This window comes from Pseudomonas sp. EggHat1, assembly GCF_014892995.1.
Taxonomy (GTDB): domain Bacteria; phylum Pseudomonadota; class Gammaproteobacteria; order Pseudomonadales; family Pseudomonadaceae; genus Aquipseudomonas; species Aquipseudomonas chaetocerotis.
In genome coordinates this window covers 287,197-308,383 of record NZ_JACKQK010000002.1, presented here as the reverse complement: position 1 = coordinate 308,383, position 21,187 = coordinate 287,197, and the positions used below count along the sequence as shown (strand labels likewise).

Here is a 21,187-nt window from a genome sequence, read left to right as displayed (position 1 = left end):
CGAATGTGCGGCGGCGGAGTGCAAAAGCCAAGAGCGCCCTCTCCCCTAGCCCCAGCCCTTCGCAGAGCTCAGGGCGCTTCAGCGGGCGAAGCAGTGCTTCGCTATCTCCGCTTACGCCCCGCAAGCGGGAGAGGGGAACTGATCGCTGTTCCGTCAGCAATCTCGGTTGGCTGAAAGATTTTCGCGGCTGAAGCCGCTCCTACAATTTGGTTGGCTTCGGGTCGCGGCTGAAGCCCCTCCCACAAGAGCATGGCGCTATCAGCCGCCCTTGCCTTCACACCCCCGCGATCAGCCGCTCGATGATCTCCCGCCGCTCAGGATGCTCCGGCACCTGAATACCAAACTCCTCGCGCAACACCCTCAGCACGTCATCGACACTCTGCAACTGCACCCGCTCACTCGCCTGCCCCAGGCGGTGAATGGCGAAGCTGCCGTTATTCAGGGTCTTGCGCAAGCCTGGGCCGGTGCGCGCAGCGATCATCTGGCCGAGGAAGGGCGAATCCGGGTGGGTGCACACGTACCAGTTGCCCACCACGTAATCGATATCCGCCACCTTCTGCAGATCGAACACGTACATTGCCCGCCAGCTACCCGCCACCAATGCGCGCAGGGTGTAGGTGCCGTCCACCAGCGTCAGCCGATAGGGCTCATGCGGCGTGGCCTGTTCGGCCTCGCTATCGAGCAGCAGGGGACCGGTCGGCACCATGCCGCCGAAACCAACGTCGGAGATGTAGCGCACGCCATCGATGGTCACCAGCACAAGCATATGGGTGCGCGCTGGCAGGGCATCTTCCGGGCCGCCCATGACCACGCGGCCGGTCAGCCCGCGCGCGTCGAAGCCCAGAGCCTGCAACAGCAGCAAGTACAGGCGGTTGAGTTCGAAGCAGTAACCGCCACGGCCCTGGCGCAGCAGCTTGTCCTGAATCGCGGCGGGTTCGACCTCGACCGGCACGCGCAGCATGCTCGCCAGGGTTTCGAAGGGGAACTCGGCGGTGTGCCGCGCCTGCAGTTCGCGCAAGGTGTCGAGAGTCGGTGGCGGCGCCGACGAGTAACCCAGGCGCTCGAGGTATGTGTGTAGATCCAGCATGAATGGCTCGGTCATCGTGCATCTCCCTTTTCTATCTGCCGGCTGTTTTACCAGAGGGCGTGGATGGACGATATGCAACGAACGGCATGGCGAACTCGAATCAGCACTTTCGGTTTGCGGCAGCCGGCACACACAAACCGGCATGAATGCGCCAATCTATCGCTTACCGCACGAGCTTGCCCGAGGACTCCATGATGCACCTGCGCCGTTTCTGTACCTTTTCCCTGTTACTCACCCTGGGCGGCTGCGGCGCTGGTGAGACGGCCGCTACGGCGACGCTCCAGGCTGAGCAGGCCAAACTGGCTCAGCAGCAGATGGAGCAGCTCAAGCAGCAGATCGACCAGGCCAATGCGGCGAACACGCAGCGCCTGCAGGAGGCCATCGATCAGGCGCAGTGACCGGCGCCTCGTGCAGGGCGCAGCTCCATCCAGCGGCGAGGGCTTGCAGCGAATAACACGTTCGCCTGAAAACAGGGAGGCCGGTCACAAGACTGGTCTTTTTCTTTAATGCCCTGCAGTTATCCACCTGTAGTGGACATTCGGCACTTCCATGATGGCTATAAGCCTTTATAGTACGCGCCCCTATCAGCACTCACGACAAGGATGTAATCCGGATGTCTTCCCTCAAGTCTGCCGCCATGCTGGCAGCCGCGCTGATCGTCAGCGGTTGCTCCACTGCCACCTGGGTCAAGCTCCCCGACGATAGCGCGCTCATCGTCAATGAGCGCCCAACTCTCCACAACCAGGGCCTGATCAAGACGCGCCCATTTTCATGGGGTGCAGCAGGAGGCGTACCTTATCGGCTGGAGGACAAGCAATCCCATGTCATCCAGAGTGGCCGCCTGAAAACACGCTTCCGCGTTGCCTCGATCTTCTGGCCCCCGGTCGGCATCGCTTATTGGCCGATGGGCTTCGGCCAGCGTTGCTATGACCTGACTGGACCGGCGCCACAAACCTGCACCTATCAGGATCTGGTCGACCTGCGGAAGAACCATCGCCTCTCCCGCTGACGGTTTAACCAGATAAGGCTTCCACAGCAGCGTTCGTAGGAGCCCCAACCCGGGGCGAAGCTTTTCGAAGCCTCGCAGCGCCGCTCCTACAGGTTCTGATCGTTCCCACGCTCCTCGTGGGCATGCAACCCGTGACGCTCCGCGTGGGAACGATCACGCAACTCCCAAGTGGCTGCCAGATTTTTCGCGGCTGAACGCGCTCCTGCCGGAAGCCCGATCACCACGACACTGCAACCAATAAAAAGGCCGATCTCGTGATCGGCCTTTTCGTTCAACGCATCAGCTCACTCAGCCATTGCTGGGGAAGGCGAACTGCGCCGCTTCGTGGCTCTTGCGTGCCGGCCAGCGCTGGGTGATGGCCTTCTTGCGGGTGTAGAAGCGCACGCCATCCGGGCCATAGGCATGCAGGTCGCCGAACAGCGAGCGCTTCCAGCCGCCGAAGCTGTGGTAGCTCACCGGCACCGGCAGCGGCACGTTGACGCCGACCATGCCCACTTCGATCTCGTCGCAGAACAGGCGCGCGGCTTCACCGTCACGAGTGAAGATGCAGGTGCCGTTGCCGTACTCGTGATCGTTGATCAGCTGCATGGCTTCTTCCAGGCTGCCAACGCGGACGATGCACAGCACCGGGCCGAAGATTTCGTCGGTGTAGATGGTCATCTCCGGTGTCACCTCGTCGAACAGGGTGCCGCCGACGAAGTAACCGTTCTCGTTGCCAGCGACCACCAGGCCGCGGCCGTCGACCACCAGCTTGGCGCCCTGCTCGACCCCGGCATCGATGTAGCCCTTGACCTTGTCACGTGCAGCCGCGGTGACCAGCGGGCCCATGTCCAGGCCGCAGGAGGTGCCGGCACCGATCTTCAGTGCCTGGATCTGCGGGACGATCTTCTCGACCAGCGCGTCAGCGATCTGGTCGCCCACGCACACGGCCACGGAGATGGCCATGCAGCGCTCGCCGCAGGAGCCGTAGGCCGCGCCCATCAGCGCGCTGACAGCGTTGTCCAGGTCAGCGTCGGGCATCAGCACGGCGTGGTTCTTGGCGCCGCCCAGGGCCTGCACGCGTTTGCCGCGCTTGGTGCCTTCGCTGTAGATGTATTCGGCGATCGGCGTCGAGCCGACGAAGCTCAGGGCCTTGACCTCGGGCGCTTCGATCAGCGCATCGACCGCATCCTTGTCGCCGTTGACCACGTTCAGCACGCCCTTGGGCAGGCCGGCCTGGTTCAGCAGTTCGGCGATGAACAGGGTGGAGCTGGGATCACGCTCGGACGGTTTGAGGATGAAGCAGTTACCGCAGACGATGGCCAGCGGGTACATCCACAGCGGCACCATGGCCGGGAAGTTGAACGGGGTAATTCCTGCCACGACACCGATAGGTTGCAGGTCGGTCCAGGCGTCGATGTTCGGGCCGACGTTGCGGCTGTACTCGCCCTTGAGAATTTCCGGGGCGGCGCAGGCGAACTCGACGTTCTCGATGCCGCGCTTGAGTTCACCGACGGCGTCTTCGAGGGTCTTGCCGTGTTCGGCGCTGATCAGCGCGGCGATCTCGTTCTCGTTCTGCTCCAGCAGTTGCTTGAAGCGGAACATGATCTGCGCGCGCTTGGCCGGCGGGGTATTGCGCCAGGCCGGGAAAGCGGCCTTGGCGGCGTCGATGGCCAGTTGCATGGTGGCGCGATCAGCCAGGCCAACGGCGCTGGTGGAGTCGCCGGTGGACGGGTTGTACACCGGGGCACTGCGACCGTTGCCGGCAACGCGCTCACCGTTGATCAGGTGCGGAATGTGGCTCATAGGGAAGCTCCTAGACGTAATTATTGTGGGTAGGAGCCGGCTTGCCGGCGATCCGTTTTACAACATCGCCCGCAAGCGGGCTCCTACATAAATGGGTGCGTTCGCTCTTAATCCAGCTTGTTCAGCACGTCGCCAACGGCGTTGAACACGCGGTCGAGGTCTTCCATCTTGGCGTTGAAGGTTGGGCCGAACTGCAGGGTGTCGCCACCGAAGCGTACGTAGAAACCCGCCTTCCACAGGGCCATGCCGGCCTCGAACGGACGGATCACCGCGTCGCCATCACGCGGGGCGATCTGCAGGGCGCCAGCCAGGCCGCAGTTGCGGATGTCGACGATGTGCTTGGTGCCCTTCAGGCCATGCAGCGCAGCCTCGAACTTCGGCGCCAGCTCGGCGGACTGCTGGATCAGGTTCTCGCGCTTGAGCAGCTCCAGGGTCGCCAGGCCAGCGGCGCAGGCAACCGGGTGCGCCGAATAAGTGTAGCCGTGGGTGAACTCGATCATGTGCTCCGGCGACGGCTGCTGCATGAAGGTGTTGTAGATCTCGCTGCTGGCGATGACGGCACCCAGCGGGATGGCGCCGTTGGTGATCTGCTTGGCGACGTTCATCAGGTCCGGGGTCACGCCGAAGAACTCTGCGCCGCTCCACTTGCCCATGCGGCCGAAGCCGGTGATCACTTCGTCGAAGATCAGCAGGATGTTGTGCTGCGTGCAGATCTCGCGCAGGCGCTGCAGGTAGCCCACCGGCGGCACGATGGCACCGGCCGAGCCGGACATCGGCTCGACGATCACCGCGGCGATGTTGGAAGCGTCGTGCAGTTCGATCAGCTTGAGCAGCTCGTTGGCCAGCTCCACACCGCCGGTCTCGGCCATGCCCCTGGTGAAGGCCATGCCCGGTTGCAGGGTGTGCGGCAGGTGGTCGGCGTCCATCAGCTGGCCATACATCTTGCGGTTGCCGCCGATACCGCCAAGGGCAGTGCCGGCGATGTTGACGCCGTGGTAACCACGGGCACGACCGATGAAGCGGGTCTTGGAGGCCTGGCCCTTGAGGCGCCAGTAGGCTTTGGCCATCTTCACCGCAGTGTCGGCGCACTCGGAGCCGGAGCTGGTGAAGAACACGTGGTTGAGCTCACCCGGCATCAGGTCGGCGACCTGCTCGGCCAGCTTGAACGACAGCGGATGGCCGTACTGGAAGCCCGGCGAATAATCGAGGGTGCCGAGCTGCTTGGCCACGGCTTCCTGGATTTCCTTGCGCGAGTGACCGGCGCCACAGGTCCACAGACCCGACAGGCTGTCGTAGATCTTGCGGCCCTGGTCGTCGGTCAGCCAATTGCCCTCGGCCGCCACGATCAGGCGCGGGTCGCGCTGGAAGTTGCGGTTGGCGGAGAACGGCATCCAGTGCGCATCCAGCTTGAGCTGGCTGGCCAGGGACGGGGTTGCGGTCTGCGGCATGTTCATTGGGGTGGCCTCGGCAGTGGCGGCGTGTTCGGGGGCAATGTGGGAGGGGCTTTAGCAGCGACAAACAGGAGACCGACAACAGTCGCGGCTAAAGCCCCTCCCACAGGAGTTGAATCAGTTGCCAGCAAAGGTGCCACGAGCATAGAGTCAGTAAAACAACACTCTTCTTATCTTCAGTTCAAGGCCCACTAAACAGATGAGCAGCCGTCGTCCCGATCCGCTGGCCCAGGTCAGCGACTTTGAAATCCGCCTGCTCAAGCTATTTCGCAGTGTGGTGGAATGCGGCGGTTTTTCCGCGGCGGAAAGCGCGCTGGGCATCGGCCGCTCGGCCATCAGCCAGCAGATGAGCGACCTCGAACAGCGTCTTGGCCTGCGCCTGTGCCAGCGTGGCCGTGCCGGCTTCGCCCTGACCGAGGAAGGCCGCGAGGTGTACCAGAGCACGCTGCAGCTGCTGGCGGCGCTGGAGAGCTTTCGCACCGAGGTCAACGGCCTGCACCAGCACCTGCGCGGCGAGCTGAACATCGGCCTGACCGACAACCTGGTGACCATCCCGCACATGCGCATCACCAATGCCCTGGCACGCCTCAAGGTGCAAGGGCCGGACGTGCGCATCCACATCCGCATGACGCCGCCCTCGGAAGTGGAACAGGGCGTGCTCGACGGCCGCCTGCATATCGGCGTTGTGCCGCAGGTCGGCGCCCTCTCCGGCCTGGAATATCAGGCGCTGTACGACGAGCGCTCACTGCTCTACTGCGCCGTCGGCCACCCGCTGTTCTACGTCGATGATCTGCAGCTCGAGGACGAACGACTCAACGCCCAGGAGGCGATCGCCCCGACCTTTCGCGTGCCGCCCGAGGTGCAGAGCCATTACCAGGCGCTGAACTGCACGGCCAGCGCCTCGGACCGCGAGGGCATGGCCTTTCTAATTCTGACCGGGCGCTATATCGGCTACCTGCCCGACCACTACGCCCAGGCCTGGGTGCAACAGGGTCGCCTGCGCGCGCTCAAGGCGTCCACGCGCTACTACGACATCAACCTGGCAGCGGTCACGCGCAAGGGCCGCCGCGCACACCTGGTGCTGGAGAGTTTTCTCGACGCCCTGGCCGAAGCCTGAGGTGCGGACTGGCAAATGCCCCATCTCGAAGAGAAAAAGCGGGCAGATCGCCTGTCCAGGGTCACGCGCCCGGCGCAAACGGGCTTTTTCACACCGTAATGCTTGTCACCCAGCCAAGGCTGGGGTATCTGTGCAATCGCTCGGCTCCCTGATCAGTTCGGAATCACCCCATGACCTTCGAAGTCCCCGCCCACAGCGCCAACGGCAAGCCCGCCGGGCGCATTCGCCAGAAGAACGAAGAAGCCATCATCAAGGCTGCCGAGGAAGAGTTCGCCCGGCACGGCTTCAAGGGCACCAGCATGAATACCATCGCGCAGAACGTCGGCCTGCCCAAGGCCAATCTGCACTACTACTTCAACAACAAGCTGGGGCTGTACCTGGCAGTGCTGAGCAACATCCTCGAACTGTGGGACAGCACCTTCAACAATCTGAGCGTCGATGACGACCCGGCCGAAGCGCTGGAGCGTTACATCCGCGCCAAGATGGAATTCTCCCGGCGCCAGCCGAAGGCTTCGCGCATCTTCGCCATGGAAGTGATCAGCGGCGGCGAGTGCCTGTCGCAATACTTCAACCAGAACTACCTGGACTGGTTCCGTGGCCGTGCCGCTGTGTTCGAAGGCTGGATCGCCGCAGGCAAGATGGACCCGGTCGACCCGCTTCACCTGATCTTCCTGCTATGGAGCAGCACCCAGCACTATGCCGACTTCGCCTCGCAGATTTGCCGCGTGAAGCAGAGCTCGCGCCTGACCAAGCAGGACTTCGAGCAAGCATCCGACCAGCTTGTGCAGGTCATCCTCAAGGGCTGCGGCCTGACACCTGCCGCCAAAGCCTGATGGCGTTCACCCTGCTCGGCCCTTGCGAATACCGTGAGGAGATTCGCAAGAGCCGCTTCATCGCCCTCGCCGCGCCGGTTGCCAGCGCGGCCGAGGCGCAAGCCTTCATCGACAGCCACAGCGACCTGGCCGCCTCGCACAACTGCTGGGCGTGGAAGGTCGGCAACCAGTACCGCTTCAACGACGACGGCGAACCGGGCGGCACGGCTGGCAGGCCGATCCTCGCCGCCATCGAGGGGCAGGACTGCGATCAGGTGGCGGTGCTGGTGATCCGCTGGTACGGCGGTATCCAGCTCGGCACCGGCGGCCTGGCTCGCGCCTACGGCGGCAGCGCGGCCAAATGCCTGCAGGCCGGCGAGCGGCGCGAACTGGTGCTGCGCCAATCCTTCACCTGTCATTTGCAGTTCGCCGAGCTGCCCGTGTTCAAGGCGCGCCTGAACGAGTTCGACAGCCTGATCGAAAGCGAGGACTACGACGCCACTGGCGCGCGCCTGCAACTGGCCGTCGTGCCGGCCGAGCGTGCCACGCTGGAACGCTTGCTGGGCGACATCAGCCGGGGCCGCGAAAGCCTGAAGGCTCCATGAAGCGGACGATCCTTACAGTTCTGTCGCTGCTGTGGCTCTGCCTGCCGGCCCATGCCGAGGTGCAAGAACGTGTGCAGGAACAGTATTACGACCTGCAGGTGGACTCTGGCCAATCCCTCAGCCGCGCCCTCAACCAGGCCTCGCCGATTCGCCAGAACGGCCAGATCTACCACGCCTACACCCGCTGGCAGGTGCAGTGGAATTTCTGGTGGCGCGAGCAACGTGACGGCCGCTGCCAGATCGACCTCACCCGTACCCGGTTGAACGCCACCATCACCCTACCCCGTCTCGGCGGCGGCGACGCCCAGCAGCGCCAGCGATTCGAGCAGTACCTCGGTGCACTGCGCGAACATGAGCTGGGCCATTACCGCATCGGCCAGGCTGCCGCCGCCGAGATCGACGCCGCCCTGCTGCAGGCGTCCGAATACCCCAGTTGCGCCGAGCTGCAACAGCAAGCCAACCAGCGCGCCAACGCCATCCTGCGGCGCCATGCCGAACAGGAGCGGCAGTACGACCAGCAGACTGGTCACGGCCGCAGCCAGGGTGCCTGGCTGACGGAATAACACTGCCACAACATGCAGGGGCCGCGCCCCGCCGCGAATCGTGGCTGGACGCATTCGAAAAGCTTCGCCCCTGGGCATGATGCTGTTCACTTAAGGTTGCACACGTTTGGCTTCCCTCTCCCATTTATGGGAGAGGGGCTGGGGGAGAGGGCAGAAAACACCGCAAATCTGCCAGTTCCCCCCTCGCCGAACGCGGCCCGCCCTAACCCTCTCCACGGAGGGGTGAGGGGACTGATCGAGCTCGACCGTTTCCTAAGTGAACAGCACTACGCCCCGAGGCGGGGCTCCTGCAGAGGATTACCGTGCCGGGCTTATCGGATCGACATTCGCTATGCTGATCTTCTTTCTCATCCGCCATGGAGCCTTACATGACTGCGCCCCGATCCATCCTGATCATTGGAGCCTCACGTGGCCTCGGCCTTGGTCTGGCCGGTGAATTCACCGCCCAGGGCTGGGCCGTCACTGCTACCGTGCGCAGCGCCGCGCAGCAGGCACCGCTGCAGGCACTGCCTGGCGTGCGCGTAGAGCAACTGGAAATGACCGACCCGGGCAGCCTGGAACAATTGGCCAATCGCCTGAGCAACCAGCAGTTCGACGTCATCTTCGTCAACGCCGGGGTTGCCGGCCCCGAGCACCACAGCACTGCACAGGCCAGCGCCGAGGAAATGGGTCAGCTGTTCCTGACCAACGCCGTCGCCCCGCTGCGCGTGGCCGAGCGCCTGCTACCGAACCTGGCCGCCGAGCATGGGCTGATCGTGTTCATGAGCTCGATCCTCGGCAGCATCGAGGCGGGTGCCGGCCTGGGCATGCCGCTGTACGGCGCCAGCAAGGCCGCGCTCAACCACCTCGTGCAGTGCTTCGTGCGCACTCAGGACAACCCAAAACTCGGCGTGCTGCTGATGCACCCGGGCTGGGTACGCACCGATATGGGCGGCGCCGACGCTCCGCTGGATATCGACAGCAGTTGCAAGGGCATGGTCGAACAAGTCAGCTCCGCCGTCGGCCAACCCGGTCTGCGCTATCTGGACTTCGAGGGCAACCCGCTGCCCTGGTAAGTATCCGCACTGGAGATCGGCGTGCTGCCTGCGCAACAAGCACGATGGCTCCCACGCTCCAGCGTGGGGGCGATTTGCCTGAGTGAGCGAGCCATTTCGCGCCATAACGCACGCCAAAAACATCCTGACATTCGTATACTCTGCCGCGCTCCGAACACTCGCAGGATGCGAGCCTCCCACAACCGCTATCCGGGACTAGGTCAATGGACAACCTGTATCAGCCCCCCAACGCCGAGCTGCTCGACACACAATCCCACACCCGCAGCGCATTCTTCGTCACCTCACTGAAGAAGTTCTACCTGCTGTACTTCACCACCTTCAGCCTGTACTCCTTCTATTGGTTCTACAAACAATGGGACAACCAGCGCAGCGCAATGCTGCCGAAAAAGATCTGGCCAGCGGCGCGCTCGATCTTTCAGATATTTTTTACCCATTCGCTATGCAGGCTGATCAGCGAACACAAGCAGAGCCTGGGTCGGCCGGCCTGGAGTTACTCGGGCACTGCCTGGGCGTACGTGTTGCTGACCATCGTCACCAACCGCCTGTCGCGGATCGATGGCCCAGGCGGCGGTCTTGAATGGCTAATGCTGTTCGCCATCATCATGGCGCCAGCCGTGCCCCTGGCGCTGATCCAGCAACAGGCAAACCAGGCGAGCGGCGATGACGATGGACAGAGCAACGCCTCTATCAGCGGTCTCAACCTGCTGTGCATGGCCCCCGGCGCCTTGCTATGGCTGTTCCTGATGGGTGCATTCTTCGTCTGAGAACCCCAGCGCGTCCCGGTATCCAACGAGCGGGCACTTCAGACATGGCGCCTCTTTTCCCGGGTTGCATCGTCGCCAACCTCGGTTCGCTCGAATGCGGTGCGCACGGCGCACCCTACGGGCTGGGTCGCACCAATCCTGCGCATGAACCAGGACTGGCGGCAGACGCAAACGCCCGCCGCCAGCTTTTCTGACCTCCTGGCCAAGTTTTTGCTTTAGCCCCGCTCAGTTATTGCCATGAGCGTTTTCCATGTCTGCCTCACCCGATTCTCCACGCCTGCAACTGACAGCCATCAGCAAGCAATACCCCGGCTGCCTGGCCAACGATCGTATCGACCTGGCTATCGCCCCCGGCGAGATCCGTGCCCTGCTGGGCGAGAATGGTGCCGGCAAGAGCACCCTGATGAAGATCATCTACGGCGTCACTCAGCCCAGCAGCGGCGAGATTCGCTGGCAGGGCGAGCGGCTGGCGATGCGCGATCCGGCCATGGCGCGTGGCCTGGGCATCGGCATGGTGTTCCAGCATTTCTCGCTGTTCGAGACCCTGACCGTCGCCGAGAACATCGCCTTGGCCATGGGCGCGCAGGCCGGGACGCCGAAGCAGCTTGAGCCGAAAGTTCGCGAAGTGTCGCAGCGCTACGGCATGGCGCTGGAGCCGACGCGCCTGGTGCACAGCCTGTCCATCGGCGAGCGCCAACGCGTGGAGATCGTTCGATGCCTGATGCAGGACATCAAACTGTTGATCCTCGACGAACCGACCTCGGTACTCACCCCGCAGGAGGCCGACGAGCTGTTCGTCACCCTCCGCCGCCTGGCCGCCGAGGGCTGCAGCATCCTCTTTATCAGCCACAAGCTCGGCGAGGTGCGTGCCCTGTGCCAGAGCGCCACGGTGCTGCGCGGCGGCCGGGTGTCCGGTCATTGCGTACCGGCCGAGTGCTCGGACCTGGAGCTCGCGAGACTGATGGTCGGTGATGCCGAGGGACTGGAAAGCAGCTACCCGAAGGTCAGCGGCGGCCTGCCACGGCTACGCGTCGATGACCTCAGTTGGCATAACCCTGACCCGTTCGGATGCTCGCTCGAGCGCATTCGCCTGGAGGTGCGCAGCGGCGAGATCGTCGGCATCGCCGGCGTGGCTGGCAATGGCCAGGACGAGCTGCTCGCGCTGCTCAGCGGCGAAACTCGCCTGCCGCGTAGCGAACGTGAGCGAGTGAGCCTGGATGCCGCGCCGGTGGCCAATCTGCACCCCGATGCGCGGCGCCAGCTGGGCCTGGCCTTCGTCCCCGCCGAGCGCCTCGGCCATGGCGCAGTGCCGGAGATGAGCCTGGTGGACAACGCCCTGCTCACCGCCTTCGGCCAGGGCCTGGTCAAGGGCGGCCTGGTGCAGCGTGGCAAGGTGCGCGCACTGGCCGAGGAGATCATCCGCCGCTTCGCGGTGAAAACGCCGAATGCCGACACCGCCGCACGCAGCCTGTCCGGCGGCAACCTGCAGAAATTCATCCTCGGCCGGGAAATCCTGCAACAACCCAAGCTGCTGGTGGCCGCGCACCCGACCTGGGGCGTGGACGTCGGCGCTGCCGCCGCCATCCACCGCGCGCTGATCGCCCTGCGCGATGCCGGCGCGGCGATCCTGGTGATCTCCGAAGACCTCGACGAGCTGTTCCAGATCAGCGACCGCATTGGCGCGCTGTGCAGCGGGCGGTTGTCGCCGCTGGTCGACACCGCACAGGTCAATACCGTGGAAGTCGGCCGCTGGATGGCCGGTGAATTCGATCAACCCCCCGCTGCTGCGGCCTGCTGACGGAGCCCGTCATGCTGTTATCCCTGGAACCGCGCGGCCAGGAGTCGCGCCCCATGCTCTGGCTGTCGCCGCTGCTGGCCGCCGTACTGACCTTGATCAGCGGCATGCTGCTGTTCACCCTGCTCGGCCATGACCCGCTGGAAACCCTGCACACCCTGCTGATCGCCCCGGTCAGCGACTGGTACGGCGTGTCCGAACTGCTGGTCAAGGCGCTGCCGATCCTGCTGTGCGCCCTCGGCCTGGCGGTGGCCTACCAGGCGCGCATCTGGAACATCGGTGCTGAAGGCCAACTGCTGATCGGCGCCCTGGCCGGTAGCGCCACAGCCCTGCAACTGATCGACTGGGACAGCCGCTGGGCGCTGGCCTGGGTAGTGCTGGCCGGCACCTGCGCCGGCGCGGCCTGGGCCGGGCTTACCGCCTGGCTGCGCACACAGTTCAACGCCAACGAAATCCTCACCAGCATCATGCTCAACTACATCGCGCTGAACCTGCTGCTGTTCTTCGTGCATGGCCCATTGAAGGATCCCGCTGGTTTCAACTTCCCCGAGTCGGCCATGTTCGGCGATGCCAGCCGCCTGCCACTGGTCAGCGAGGACGGGCGCCTGCACGGTGGCCTGTACCTGGCGCTGCTGGCCCTGGTGGCGGTGTGGGTGCTGCTGCACAAGAGCTTTCTTGGTTTCCAGATCAAGGTGCTCGGCCTGGACAGCCGCGCCGCCGGTTTCGTCGGCTTTCGCGAGAAGCGCCTGGTGTGGTTCGCCCTGCTGGTCAGCGGCGCCCTGGCCGGCATGGCGGGTGTCGGCGAAGTGGCCGGGCCGATTGGTCAACTGGTGCCACAGGTCTCGCCCGGCTACGGCTACGCGGCGATCACCGTGGCCTTTCTCGGGCGGCTCAATCCGCTCGGTATTCTATTTGCCAGCCTGCTGATGGCGCTGCTGTACCTGGGTGGCGAGAACGCGCAGATGAACCTGAATCTGCCGCAGGCGATCACCCAACTGTTCCAAGGGATGATGCTGTTCTACCTGCTGGCCTGTGACGTGTTGATCCTCTATCGGCCACGGCTGAAGTGGAAATGGGCGAAGCGCGAGAAGCTCACCGAAGCGACAACCTGACGGTGGGAGTGGCTGGGCGGCATTCCGCTTTAGCCGCGACAAAAACTCGCCGCTGAAGCGCCTCCCACAAAGAGCATGAATGCAAAGGAATCCCCATGGATCTCGATCTGTTGACCAATATCTTCTACGCCATGGCACGCACCGGCACGCCGCTGCTGCTGGTGGCTCTCGGCGAGCTGGTGTGCGAGAAGAGCGGCGTGCTCAACCTCGGCCAGGAAGGCATGATGCTGTTCGGCGCGGTGATCGGCTTCATCGTCGCCTTCAGCACCGGAAGCCTGTGGCTCGGCGTATTGCTGGCCATCGTCGCCGGCATGCTGTTGTCGCTGCTGTTCGCTGCCGTGGCGCTGGGTTTCAACGCCAACCAGGTGGCCACCGGCCTGGCCCTGACCATCTTCGGCGTCGGCCTGTCGACATTCGTCGGCGCCGCCTGGGTGGGCAAGCCGCTGTCCGGCTTCGAGCCCATCGTCATTCCGCTGCTGTCCGATATCCCGCTGATCGGGCGCATGCTGTTCGCCCAGGACGTGCTGATCTACCTGTCCTTCGCCCTGTTCGCGCTGGTGGCCTGGGTGCTGCTGAAAAGCCGCATCGGCCTGATCATCCAGGCCGTCGGCGAGAACCCCGACGCTGCCAGCGCCATGGGCCTGCCGGTGCTGCGCGTACGCACCCTGGCGGTGCTGTTCGGCGGCGCCATGGCGGGCCTGGCAGGTGGCTACCTGTCGCTGGCCTACACGCCGATGTGGGCGGAGAACATGACCGCCGGGCGCGGCTGGATCGCCCTGGCGCTGGTGGTATTCGCCAGCTGGCGTGTGCTGCGCGTGCTGCTCGGCGCCTACCTGTTCGGCCTGGCCAGCATCCTCCACCTGGTGGCGCAGGGCATCGGCCTGTCGATCCCGTCTAACCTGCTGGCCATGCTCCCCTATGTCGCCACCATCGTGGTGCTGGTACTGCTGTCGCGCGATGCGATCAAGACCCGGCTGTATGCGCCGGTGTCGCTGGGCCAGCCGTGGCAGCCGGGGCATTGATGCTCGACAGTTATTAGTCGCGGCTGAAGCCCCTCCCACAAAAGCCCCCTCCCACAGACTGCACGGGTGCTGTGGGAGGGGCTTTAGCCGCGACAAGAGATTTTCGGCTATACCTGTGTCACACCCTGATCGAGAGGCAAAGGAATGCCCAACTCAGCTCGCTTGCGTGCCGGCCGGTTCTCGGAAACACAACGCATCTATCTACTCAATGCCACGACCGAAAACCGCGAAACGCTTTTTTCGAACTTCACTGTGGGTCGAATCGTCGTCACAGAACTCAAAGCTGCGCAGCAAGACGGCCTGGCCAAATCACTGGCCTGGGTGCTCATGCCCGATCACCTTCACTGGCTCATCGCCCTGCAGCAAGGCTCACTGAGCGGACTGATGCGCCGCATCAAAGGGCGCAGTGCCAAGCGAATCAACGCGTTGGTCGGCCGTCAGGGAAAGCTCTGGCAGGATGGTTTTCATGACCGAGCGCTGCGCCGGGAAGAGGATATTCTGCCCGCCGCACGTTACATCGTCGCCAATCCCCTGAGGGCTGGCTTAGTCAACCGGGTGGGCGATTATCCATTGTGGGATTCGGTATGGCTTTGAGCTTGGGAGAGTCGCGGCTGAAGCCCCTCCCACAAAAGCCGATCCCACAGACAAGTGCCATTCTTGTGGGAGGGGCTTCAGCCGCGACAGGCTTGTTGCTCCTGACTCCAGAGTCAGCTATCGTGCCCCGCACGTCGATTCCGACGCACCTGGATCAGCAGACAGGGTCAACACTGAGCTGGCTTACCTGACATCAACCTCAGAGGAGCCTGCTTATGGCAGCTACCCGTATCTGGATCAAGAACCCTCTCGCCATCTTCACCGCCAACGACCTGGACGCTACCGGCGGCCTGGTGATCGAAGATGGCCGTATCGCCGAAGTGCTCAGCAAAGGCCAGCAGCCGTCGACACCCTGCGACCAAACCTTCGATGCCCGCGAGCACGTGGTGCTGCCGGGCCTGGTCAACACCCACCATCACTTCTACCAGACCCTCACCCGCGCCTGGGCGCCGGTGGTCAACCAGCCGCTGTTCCCCTGGCTGAAGACGCTCTACCCGGTATGGGCGCGCCTCACACCGGAGAAACTCGCCCTGGCCAGCAAGGTGGCGTTGGCCGAGCTGCTGCTGTCCGGCTGCAGCACGGCTGCCGATCACCATTATCTGTTCCCCGGCGGCCTGGAGAATGCCATCGATGTGCAGGTCGAGGCAGTGCGCGAACTGGGCATGCGCGCCATGCTCACGCGCGGTTCCATGAGCCTGGGCGAAGCCGACGGGGGCCTGCCGCCGCAACAGACGGTGCAGCAGGGCGAGGTGATCCTGGCCGACAGCCAGCGTCTGATCGGCCAGTACCACCAGAGCGGCGACGGCGCGCAGATCCAGATCGCCCTGGCGCCCTGCTCGCCCTTCTCGGTGACCCAGGACATCATGCGCCAAAGCGCCCAACTGGCCGACGAACTGGACGTGCGCCTGCACACCCACCTGGCCGAAACCCTCGACGAGGAAGACTTCTGCCTGCAACGCTTCGGCCTGCGCACGGTGGATTATCTGGACAGCGTCGGCTGGCTCGGTCCGCGCACCTGGCTGGCCCACGGCATCCACTTCAACCCCGACGAAATAGCCCGTCTTGGCGCTGCCGGCACCGGCATCTGCCATTGCCCCAGCTCCAACATGCGCCTGGCTTCGGGCATCTGCCCCAGTGTCGAGCTGGAAGCCGCCGGTGCGCCGCTGGGCCTGGGTGTCGACGGCTCGGCCTCCAACGATGCCTCGAACATGATCCTCGAAGCGCGCCAGGCGCTGTACATCCAGCGCCTGCGCTACGGCGCCGAACAGATCACCCCGCAACGCGTGCTTGGTTGGGCCAGCAAGGGTTCGGCGAAGCTGCTGGGCCGCAACGATATCGGCGAGCTGGCGGTGGGCAAGCAGGCCGACCTGGCGCTGTTCAAGCTCGATGAGCTGCGCTTCTCCGGCAGCCACGATCCACTGTCCGCGCTGCTGCTGTGCGGCGCCGACCGTGCCGACCGGATGATGATCGGCGGCACCTGGCGCGTCATCGATGGGCAGATCGAGGGGCTGGATGTGGCGCAGTTGATAGCTGATCACCGTCAGGCCGCGCGTGAGCTGATCGCAGGCTGACATCGGTTGCGTAGGCTGGGTCGAGCGCAGCGATGCCCAGGCTACCGTCTGAGTCGCGGCTAAAGCCCCCTCCCACAAAGGCCCCCTCCCGCAAGAACAGCGCCAGCCTGTGGGAGGGGCTTCAGCCGCGACCGTCGTTTCATCGGTGCAAGGGTGAGAGCGACGCACCACAAAATCCCATACGCGCCTGCCGCGCACCAATACCGCCCCCACTCCTGAGCAGGCGCACAGGCAGAACGCCGTCGCCTCGCCTATCTGTCCTTTTGGTCAGCTTTTTGCAGTCAGGGGATCAGCCAACCAACGGCCACCCCAACACCAAGACTGGAGCTGCACCCACCATGCACAAGAAGAGCAAGAAACCGCTGCTGCGCACCCTCGTCGCCGCCCTGGGCTTTGGCGCCATGCTCAGCGCCTCCGCCGCCGATCCGCTGAAGGTCGGCTTCGTCTACATCGGCCCCATCGGCGACCACGGCTGGACCTACCAGCACGAGCAGGGCCGGCAGATGCTGATCAAGGAAATGGGCGACAAGGTCACCACCAGCTTCGTCGAGAACGTACCGGAAGGCGCCGACGCCGAGCGGGTGATCCGCAACATGGCCAAGGGCGGTTTCGACCTGATCTTCACCACCTCCTTCGGCTACATGAACCCGACCATCAAAGTGGCCAAGCAATTTCCCAAGGTCACCTTCGAGCACGCCACCGGCTACAAGCAGGACAAGAACGTCGGTACCTACCTGTCGCGCTCTTATGAAGGTCGCTACGTCGGCGGCTTCCTCGCAGCGAAGATGACCAAGACCAAGAAGGTCGGCTACGTCGCCTCCTTCCCGATCCCCGAAGTGATCCGCGATATCAACGCCATCCAACTGGCGCTGGACAAGTACAACCCGGGCACCGAGATCAAAGTGGTGTGGGTCAACACCTGGTTCGATCCGGGCAAGGAATCCGATGCCGCCAATGCGCTGATCGATCAAGGTGTGGACGTGATGTTCCAGCACACCGACAGCCCGGCGCCGATCCAGACCGCCGAGCGCCGTGGCATCTACTCCGTCGGCTACGCCTCGGACATGGCCCACTTCGGGCCGAAGGCCGTGCTCACCTCCATCGTCAACGACTGGGGCCCGCACTACGTCAAATCCACCCAGGCGGTGATCGACGGTACCTGGAAATCCGAAGATTTCTGGGGCGGCCTGGCAGAAGACACAATCGAACTGCCGATCAGCGACCTGGTGCCGGCTGATGTGAAGAGCGAGGCCGAGCAGATCATCGCCGACATTCGCAGCGGCAAGTTCCACCCCTTCACCGGCCCGATCAAGGATCAGAGCGGCGCGGTGCGCATCGCCGAAGGCGTGAGCGCGACCAACGCAGAACTGGCCTCGATGAACTACTACGTGGAAAACGTGAAGGCCGAGATACCGAAGTAATTGGCTGGCGGGTTGCACCTTCCCTACATGCGATCGTAGGGCAGGTGAAACCCGCCGCCCGGCAACTACCGATGCCGTCCCTGCCATTGGCAGAACCGCATCAAGGGGACGCTTCACCAGAAGCGTCCTTTTTCGCTGCCCTGGGTACGAGAAGACTCGCAGCAACACCCCGGAGCTTTTATGAACAGCCTCCCCATCATCGACATCGCCCCTCTCTACGCCGACGACGCCTCGGCCTGGCCCGCCGTGGCCGAGCAGATCGACCGCGCCTGCCGCGACTGGGGCTTCTTCTACATCGTCGGCCACCCCATCGGCAGCGAGCGCATCGACGCCCTGCTCGGTGCAGCGAAGCGCTTCTTCGCCCTGCCCGCCGAGGAAAAACTCAAGATCGATATCACCCAGACCACCCACCACCGTGGCTACGGGGCGATTGCCACCGAGCAGCTCGACCCAAGCAAGCCGAGCGACCTCAAGGAAACCTTCGACATGGGTTTCCACATGCCCGCCGATCACCCCGAGGTGCTGGCCGGCAAACCTCTGCGCGGGCCGAATCGCCACCCGGACATACCCGGCTGGGCTGCGCTGATGGAACAGCATTACGCCGACATGCACGAGCTGGCCAAGACCCTGCTGCGCGCCATGGCCATGGCGCTGGACATCGAGCACGACTTCTTCGACGCGCGCTTCCATGAGCCGATCAGCGTGTTGCGCCTGATCCACTATCCACCGCGCCACACCGCCAGCTCGGCCTCCCAGCAAGGCGCCGGCGCGCATACCGACTACGGCTGCATCACCCTGCTCTACCAGGACGATGCCGGTGGCCTGCAGGTGCGCGCGCGCGAAGGCGAGTGGATCGACGCGCCGCCGATTGCCGGCAGCTTCGTGGTCAACATCGGCGACATGATGGCCCGCTGGAGCAACGACCGTTACACCTCCACGCCGCATCGGGTGATCAGCCCTCTAGGGGTGGATCGCTACTCCATGCCGTTCTTCGCCGAACCGCATCCCGATACGCTGATCGACTGCCTGCCGAACTGTTCCAGCACGGACAACCCGGCCAAGTATTCGCCGGTGACCAGCGCCGCGTACCTGCTGTCGCGCTTCGCCGACACCTACGCCTATCGGCGTGAGGAAGCGTAGGGCTGATGATGGCTCCCACGCTCCGGCGTGGGAGACCAGCCTGGGACGCTCTGCGTCCCTCAGACGCAGAGCATCTGCAAGGGCATTCCCACGCRGAGCGTGGGAACGATCAGTCCACCTACGCTGCCGGTCCGTAGACGCAGCACRATCCTGTGATGATGGCTCCCACGCTCCGGCGTGGGAGACCAGCCTGGGACGCTCTGCGTCCCTCAGACGCAGAGCATCTGCAAGGGCATTCCCACGCAGAGCGTGGGAACGATCAGTCCACCTACGCTGCCGGTCCGTAGACGCAGCAAAATCCTGTCCCACCGGTTAAACTTTGCCAATTACAAAGCCTGACAACGAGAACCGACCATGCCCGAATGGCTGAATGCCCTGCCCAAGGCCGAACTGCACCTGCACCTGGAGGGCTCGCTGGAGCCCGAGCTGCTGTTCGCCCTGGCCGAACGCAACCAGATCGCCCTGCCCTGGGCCGATGTCGAGACCCTGCGCGCAGCCTACGCCTTCAACAACCTGCAGGAATTTCTCGACCTGTATTATGCTGGCGCCAACGTGCTGCGCACCGAGCAGGACTTCTATGACCTGACCTGGGCCTATCTGCAACGCTGCAAGGCGCAGAACGTCATCCACGTCGAGCCCTTCTTCGACCCGCAGACCCACACAGACCGTGGCATTCCCTTCGAGGTGGTGCTGCGCGGTATTCAGCAGGCGCTGCTCGACGGCGAGAAGCAACTGGGCATCAGCCACGGCCTGATCCTCAGCTTCCTGCGTCATCTACCCGAAGAAGAAGCCTTCAAGACCCTGGAACAGGCCATGCCGTTTCGCGACGCCTTCATCGGCGTCGGCCTCGATAGCTCGGAGAAGGGCTTCCCGCCGCGCCTGTTCGAGCGGGTGTTCGCCAAGGCACGTAGCGAAGGCCTGCACGCGGTGGCGCACGCTGGCGAGGAAGGCCCACCCGAATACATCTGGGAGGCGCTGGACCTGCTCAAGATCAAGCGCATCGACCATGGTGTGCGCGCCATCGAGGATGAACGCCTGATGCAGCGCATCATCGACGAGCAGATCCCGCTGACCGTCTGTCCGCTGTCGAACATCAAACTCTGCGTATTCGAGCACATGAGCCAGCACAACATCCTCGAGATGCTCGAACGCGGCGTGAAGGTGACGGTGAACTCGGATGACCCGGCCTACTTCGGCGGCTACGTCGGCGAGAACTTCGCCGCCCTGCACGAACACCTGGGCATGACCGAAGACCAGGCCAAGCGTCTGGCGCAGAACAGCCTGGACGCGCGACTGGTCTGAGCAAGAGCGTCGCGGCTGAAGCCCCTCCCACAGTGCCCATGAGTTGTGGGAGGGGCTTCAGCCGCGACTGTGGTATCAGTGTTCCGAGAGCTTGCGCCGCTTGCCAGTCACCATCGACAGCGGCAGGTTCTCACGCAGCCGATAACTCTCGAACAAGGCCGCGGCGATATGCAGGCCGACCAGCGCCATCAGGCCGTTGGCACAGAGTTCATGGATCTGCAGCGGCAGGTCCGCGCCCCAGAAATAATCGACCTCCTCCATCAGAAAGCCGGTCACCCCCAGGCCGAGCATCAGCGCCATCATCAGAAGCATCACCAGCGCGCCCAGCGGCGAATGCCCCAGGCGGTGATACGGCTGCCTGGAAACCAGTGCGCGCAGGTGCTCGCTCAAACGCGCACGGCTCGGCCAGAAATCCGCCCAGCGCGCCGCCGGCGTACCGACGAAGCCCCACACCAGGCGAATCGCCAGCCAGGCTAACGCGTAGTAGCCGAACCAGCGATGCCAGTCCTCACCCTCTTCGGTGAAGAAGTAGTTGGCCAGGAAAGCGCCGGCCAAGGACCAGTGGAACAAGCGCACCACTGGGTCCCACAAGCGCGTGGTCGGTGCGCTCATCAGCTTTCCACGTCACTCTTGACGGCGTTACCGCTGACCGGGTCGAAGTAGATCTCGACCTTCTTGCCGTCCTTGTTGAAACCGTAGATTTCGTAGCAGTTGCCGTCAGTGACCTTGAACTTGTTGATCTCGTAGCCCTGGGCCTTGAGGTCGGCCTGGAACTTGTCCTGATCCTGCCACTGAGCCTTGTCGGCGGTGGTGCATTCGGTGGCGGCGAAGGTCAGCGGGCTGGCCAGAGCCAGGGACAGCAGAAGCAGTTTACGCATGGTGGAGTCCTCTTCGATGCAGGGGAAAGTGTGTCTGCGGGGACTACTCTGGCGCCTGAACCTTAAGACTCTATTAGCCCACGCAAAATCGTAGCCCGGATGCA

The 21,187-nt window shown here is 63.9% G+C and carries 21 protein-coding genes; 16 read left to right on the top strand and 5 right to left on the bottom strand.

The features are described from left to right. Positions 1 to 274: 274 nt before the first annotated feature. Positions 275 to 1,102 (bottom strand): arylamine N-acetyltransferase family protein, encoded by an 828-nt coding sequence (locus INS93_RS05675; protein ID WP_192980632.1) that lies wholly within the window; start codon positions 1,100 to 1,102, stop codon positions 275 to 277. A 176-nt stretch (positions 1,103 to 1,278) separates the two neighbouring features. Between INS93_RS05675 and INS93_RS05670 the strand changes: the two genes are divergently transcribed. Both INS93_RS05670 and INS93_RS05665 read left to right on the top strand, forming a co-directional pair. Further along, entirely contained in the window at positions 1,279 to 1,485 is a 207-nt protein-coding gene (locus INS93_RS05670; RefSeq protein ID WP_178094598.1) for a hypothetical protein, read from the top strand. Between the two features lie 215 nt (positions 1,486 to 1,700). Further along, positions 1,701 to 2,096 carry a hypothetical protein gene (locus tag INS93_RS05665; protein ID WP_192980631.1) on the top strand — a complete coding sequence of 132 codons (396 nt, stop codon included), beginning with the start codon at positions 1,701 to 1,703 and terminating at the stop codon, positions 2,094 to 2,096. A gap of 288 nt (positions 2,097 to 2,384) precedes the next feature. Here the strand turns inward: INS93_RS05665 and INS93_RS05660 are convergent, their stop codons facing one another. Together INS93_RS05660 and INS93_RS05655 are read right to left on the bottom strand one after the other, a co-directional pair. After that, a complete protein-coding gene (locus INS93_RS05660) occupies positions 2,385 to 3,881 on the bottom strand; it encodes a CoA-acylating methylmalonate-semialdehyde dehydrogenase (protein WP_192980630.1) in 1,497 nt (498 codons plus the stop codon). A gap of 107 nt (positions 3,882 to 3,988) precedes the next feature. After that, positions 3,989 to 5,335: an aspartate aminotransferase family protein gene (locus INS93_RS05655; protein WP_192980629.1), complete on the bottom strand. Its 1,347-nt coding sequence runs from the start codon at positions 5,333 to 5,335 to the stop codon at positions 3,989 to 3,991. A 196-nt stretch (positions 5,336 to 5,531) separates the two neighbouring features. Here INS93_RS05655 and INS93_RS05650 point away from each other — a divergent pair, with 196 nt between their 5' ends. The 14 genes from INS93_RS05650 (at position 5,532) to INS93_RS05585 (ending at position 20,205) form a co-directional block, all read left to right on the top strand. Further along, positions 5,532 to 6,449, top strand: coding sequence for a LysR family transcriptional regulator (locus tag INS93_RS05650; protein WP_017675412.1), 918 nt, complete (start codon positions 5,532 to 5,534; stop codon positions 6,447 to 6,449). Between the two features lie 170 nt (positions 6,450 to 6,619). Next, entirely contained in the window at positions 6,620 to 7,282 is a 663-nt protein-coding gene (locus INS93_RS05645) for a TetR/AcrR family transcriptional regulator (protein WP_160017211.1), read from the top strand. Then, on the top strand, positions 7,282 to 7,866 hold the full coding sequence (locus INS93_RS05640) for an IMPACT family protein (RefSeq protein ID WP_192980628.1): 585 nt from the start codon (positions 7,282 to 7,284) through the stop codon (positions 7,864 to 7,866). The genes INS93_RS05645 and INS93_RS05640 overlap by 1 nt, the downstream gene beginning before the upstream one ends. Then, entirely contained in the window at positions 7,863 to 8,429 is a 567-nt protein-coding gene (locus tag INS93_RS05635) for a DUF922 domain-containing protein (protein ID WP_192980627.1), read from the top strand. The genes INS93_RS05640 and INS93_RS05635 overlap by 4 nt, the downstream gene beginning before the upstream one ends. A 368-nt stretch (positions 8,430 to 8,797) precedes the next feature. Then, entirely contained in the window at positions 8,798 to 9,484 is a 687-nt protein-coding gene (locus INS93_RS05630; protein ID WP_192980626.1) for an SDR family oxidoreductase, read from the top strand. Positions 9,485 to 9,687: 203 nt separating this feature from the next. Continuing rightward, a complete protein-coding gene (locus tag INS93_RS05625) occupies positions 9,688 to 10,248 on the top strand; it encodes an MFS transporter permease (RefSeq protein ID WP_192980625.1) in 561 nt (186 codons plus the stop codon). A gap of 250 nt (positions 10,249 to 10,498) precedes the next feature. Then, positions 10,499 to 12,046, top strand: a complete 1,548-nt coding sequence (locus tag INS93_RS05620; RefSeq protein WP_192980624.1) for an ABC transporter ATP-binding protein — start codon at positions 10,499 to 10,501, stop codon at positions 12,044 to 12,046. Between the two features lie 11 nt (positions 12,047 to 12,057). After that, positions 12,058 to 13,155: an ABC transporter permease gene (locus INS93_RS05615; RefSeq protein WP_192980623.1), complete on the top strand. Its 1,098-nt coding sequence runs from the start codon at positions 12,058 to 12,060 to the stop codon at positions 13,153 to 13,155. A 95-nt stretch (positions 13,156 to 13,250) separates the two neighbouring features. Then, entirely contained in the window at positions 13,251 to 14,177 is a 927-nt protein-coding gene (locus tag INS93_RS05610) for an ABC transporter permease (protein ID WP_192980622.1), read from the top strand. A gap of 144 nt (positions 14,178 to 14,321) precedes the next feature. Continuing rightward, positions 14,322 to 14,771 (top strand): REP-associated tyrosine transposase, encoded by a 450-nt coding sequence (locus tag INS93_RS05605; RefSeq protein WP_192980621.1) that lies wholly within the window; start codon positions 14,322 to 14,324, stop codon positions 14,769 to 14,771. 215 nt (positions 14,772 to 14,986) lie between these two features. Next, a complete protein-coding gene (locus tag INS93_RS05600; protein ID WP_192980620.1) occupies positions 14,987 to 16,342 on the top strand; it encodes an 8-oxoguanine deaminase in 1,356 nt (451 codons plus the stop codon). Positions 16,343 to 16,680: 338 nt separating this feature from the next. Beyond that, a complete protein-coding gene (locus INS93_RS05595) occupies positions 16,681 to 17,763 on the top strand; it encodes a BMP family ABC transporter substrate-binding protein (RefSeq protein WP_160017199.1) in 1,083 nt (360 codons plus the stop codon). Between the two features lie 180 nt (positions 17,764 to 17,943). Next, a complete protein-coding gene (locus tag INS93_RS05590) occupies positions 17,944 to 18,903 on the top strand; it encodes a 2-oxoglutarate and iron-dependent oxygenase domain-containing protein (RefSeq protein WP_160017198.1) in 960 nt (319 codons plus the stop codon). A 354-nt stretch (positions 18,904 to 19,257) separates the two neighbouring features. After that, positions 19,258 to 20,205, top strand: coding sequence for an adenosine deaminase (locus tag INS93_RS05585; protein ID WP_192980619.1), 948 nt, complete (start codon positions 19,258 to 19,260; stop codon positions 20,203 to 20,205). Between the two features lie 75 nt (positions 20,206 to 20,280). Here the strand turns inward: INS93_RS05585 and INS93_RS05580 are convergent, their stop codons facing one another. Beyond that, positions 20,281 to 20,817 carry a cytochrome b/b6 domain-containing protein gene (locus tag INS93_RS05580; protein ID WP_192980618.1) on the bottom strand — a complete coding sequence of 179 codons (537 nt, stop codon included), beginning with the start codon at positions 20,815 to 20,817 and terminating at the stop codon, positions 20,281 to 20,283. Continuing rightward, entirely contained in the window at positions 20,817 to 21,083 is a 267-nt protein-coding gene (locus INS93_RS05575; protein ID WP_192980617.1) for a PepSY domain-containing protein, read from the bottom strand. Before INS93_RS05575 ends, INS93_RS05580 begins: the two co-directional genes overlap by 1 nt. Positions 21,084 to 21,187 lie beyond the last annotated feature (104 nt).

Bases quoted from the DNA above. Each gene is read 5' to 3' on its own strand.
- INS93_RS05615 (WP_192980623.1), top strand. From the start codon at position 12,058: ATGCTGTTATCCCTGGAACCGCGCGGCCAGGAGTCGCGCCCCATGCTC.
- INS93_RS05605 (WP_192980621.1), top strand. From the start codon at position 14,322: ATGCCCAACTCAGCTCGCTTGCGTGCCGGCCGGTTCTCGGAAACACAA.
- INS93_RS05660 (WP_192980630.1), bottom strand. From the start codon at position 3,881: ATGAGCCACATTCCGCACCTGATCAACGGTGAGCGCGTTGCCGGCAAC.
- INS93_RS05575 (WP_192980617.1), bottom strand. From the start codon at position 21,083: ATGCGTAAACTGCTTCTGCTGTCCCTGGCTCTGGCCAGCCCGCTGACC.
- INS93_RS05640 (WP_192980628.1), top strand. From the start codon at position 7,282: ATGGCGTTCACCCTGCTCGGCCCTTGCGAATACCGTGAGGAGATTCGC.
- INS93_RS05635 (WP_192980627.1), top strand. From the start codon at position 7,863: ATGAAGCGGACGATCCTTACAGTTCTGTCGCTGCTGTGGCTCTGCCTG.
- INS93_RS05610 (WP_192980622.1), top strand. From the start codon at position 13,251: ATGGATCTCGATCTGTTGACCAATATCTTCTACGCCATGGCACGCACC.
- INS93_RS05585 (WP_192980619.1), top strand. From the start codon at position 19,258: ATGCCCGAATGGCTGAATGCCCTGCCCAAGGCCGAACTGCACCTGCAC.
- INS93_RS05590 (WP_160017198.1), top strand. From the start codon at position 17,944: ATGAACAGCCTCCCCATCATCGACATCGCCCCTCTCTACGCCGACGAC.
- INS93_RS05670 (WP_178094598.1), top strand. From the start codon at position 1,279: ATGATGCACCTGCGCCGTTTCTGTACCTTTTCCCTGTTACTCACCCTG.
- INS93_RS05620 (WP_192980624.1), top strand. From the start codon at position 10,499: ATGTCTGCCTCACCCGATTCTCCACGCCTGCAACTGACAGCCATCAGC.
- INS93_RS05655 (WP_192980629.1), bottom strand. From the start codon at position 5,335: ATGAACATGCCGCAGACCGCAACCCCGTCCCTGGCCAGCCAGCTCAAG.
- INS93_RS05675 (WP_192980632.1), bottom strand. From the start codon at position 1,102: ATGACCGAGCCATTCATGCTGGATCTACACACATACCTCGAGCGCCTG.
- INS93_RS05600 (WP_192980620.1), top strand. From the start codon at position 14,987: ATGGCAGCTACCCGTATCTGGATCAAGAACCCTCTCGCCATCTTCACC.
- INS93_RS05630 (WP_192980626.1), top strand. From the start codon at position 8,798: ATGACTGCGCCCCGATCCATCCTGATCATTGGAGCCTCACGTGGCCTC.
- INS93_RS05650 (WP_017675412.1), top strand. From the start codon at position 5,532: ATGAGCAGCCGTCGTCCCGATCCGCTGGCCCAGGTCAGCGACTTTGAA.
- INS93_RS05625 (WP_192980625.1), top strand. From the start codon at position 9,688: ATGGACAACCTGTATCAGCCCCCCAACGCCGAGCTGCTCGACACACAA.
- INS93_RS05595 (WP_160017199.1), top strand. From the start codon at position 16,681: ATGCACAAGAAGAGCAAGAAACCGCTGCTGCGCACCCTCGTCGCCGCC.
- INS93_RS05580 (WP_192980618.1), bottom strand. From the start codon at position 20,817: ATGAGCGCACCGACCACGCGCTTGTGGGACCCAGTGGTGCGCTTGTTC.
- INS93_RS05665 (WP_192980631.1), top strand. From the start codon at position 1,701: ATGTCTTCCCTCAAGTCTGCCGCCATGCTGGCAGCCGCGCTGATCGTC.
- INS93_RS05645 (WP_160017211.1), top strand. From the start codon at position 6,620: ATGACCTTCGAAGTCCCCGCCCACAGCGCCAACGGCAAGCCCGCCGGG.